Raw genomic sequence first — 1,365 nt, 5'->3', positions numbered from 1 at the left:
ACCGGCGTCGCCGGGGCCTGTACGGCGAGCGCCGCGGCGAGCGCGTCCATGAACGCCACCTCGCCCTCGGCACCGGGCTGCGCGTCACCGGGCTGGCCACTCGGAGTCCCGGTCGTCGTACCCACCTCGACAGGGGCGGGGGCCAGGAGGCCGGGCAGGAAGGGCGCAATGCTCATCAGTCGTTCACCATCGCCATCACGTTGCGGACGTAGTTCTGGGTCTCGCGGTACGGCGGAACACCGTCGTACCGGGCCACGGCACCCGGCCCGGCGTTGTACGCCGCGAGCGCCAGGTCGGTCTGGCCGAACCGGTCGATCAGGGACCTCAGCAGGCGGGCGGCGCCGTCGATGGCCTGGGCCGGGTCGAACGGGTTCTCCACGCCGAGGCCGCGGGCGGTGCCGGGCATCAGCTGCATCAGCCCCTGCGCGCCGGCCGGGCTGACGGCCCTGGGGTTGAAGCCGGACTCCTGCTTGGCGACCGCGGCGAGGAGTTCGCCGGGGACGCCGGTCCGGGCCGCTGCGGCATTGATCAGGCCGGCGTACGGCGTCCCCTCCGACACCCTCGCGGCGGCACCACGCGCCGGCGTGTTCGCGGCGGAAGCGCCGTCCGGGAGGATCCGGCGGATCACGTCGGGCGTGGACGGTACGTCGACGATGCGGATGTCCAGCCCGGTGCGCGGGGCCTCGATCATCTTGCCGTCGCCGATGTAGATCGCGATGTGGTCGACGCCGTTGTTGCGACTGGAGTTGTCCCACGCGATCAGGTCACCGGGCTTCGCGTCCGCCATGCTCGCGACGGGCCGACCCGCCTGCGCCTGCTGGTTGGACACGCGCGGCAGGTCGTAGCCCAGGTTGCGGTAGACGACCTTCACGAGGCCGGAGCAGTCCATCCCCTTCTCGGGGTTGGTGCCACCCCAGACGTAGGGGAGACCGAGGTACTTCTTCGCCTCGGCGACCACGTCGTCGCCACCGACGCCGGCAGCATCGGCCGGCGTCCCGCCAGCGGCCGATGCCGTCACGGTCTCGGTCGTGAGCTGGTTCGCGAAGCCGGTCGCGGACGTCGGCGCGGTGGCGAACTGTGCGAGCCGCGCCTGGATCTGGCCGATCCGGGCGGTGACGTTGTCGATGCTCATGCGACACCCCCGTGGGAGCGCGACCAGCGCTGGGCAGCCAGGTCGTCGGCCTCGCGGTCCGCCTTCCGGCCTGCTTCGGTACGACGACGGGTGGCCCGCTGCTCGAGGAGGTGCTCGACAGCGGCGAGCCGTGCACGGTCGCTGATCCATCGGGCTCGGGCCTCGGCGGAGACCACGGCAGCCGTCTCCGCGTCGCCGCGGGTCTCCTGGATCAGCGCGCCGAGGTGGGTCAG

The 1,365-nt window shown here is 72.6% G+C and carries 2 protein-coding genes; both read right to left on the bottom strand.

Features of this window, described 5'->3' with window-relative positions; genetic code table 11:
- Nucleotides 1–175 precede the first annotated feature (175 nt).
- Nucleotides 176–1,132, bottom strand: a complete 957-nt coding sequence (locus ACOADB_RS03550) for a transglycosylase SLT domain-containing protein (RefSeq protein ID WP_378596556.1) — start codon at nucleotides 1,130–1,132, stop codon at nucleotides 176–178.
- Nucleotides 1,129–1,365, bottom strand: a 237-nt coding sequence (locus tag ACOADB_RS03545; RefSeq protein ID WP_378596555.1) for a hypothetical protein, incomplete at its 5' end; no start/stop codon positions are given. The genes ACOADB_RS03545 and ACOADB_RS03550, both read right to left, overlap by 4 nt.

This window comes from Nocardioides sp. CPCC 206348, from assembly GCF_048654705.1.
Classification (GTDB): Bacteria; Actinomycetota; Actinomycetes; order Propionibacteriales; family Nocardioidaceae; genus Nocardioides.
This window is presented reverse-complemented; position numbering and strand designations above follow the sequence as displayed.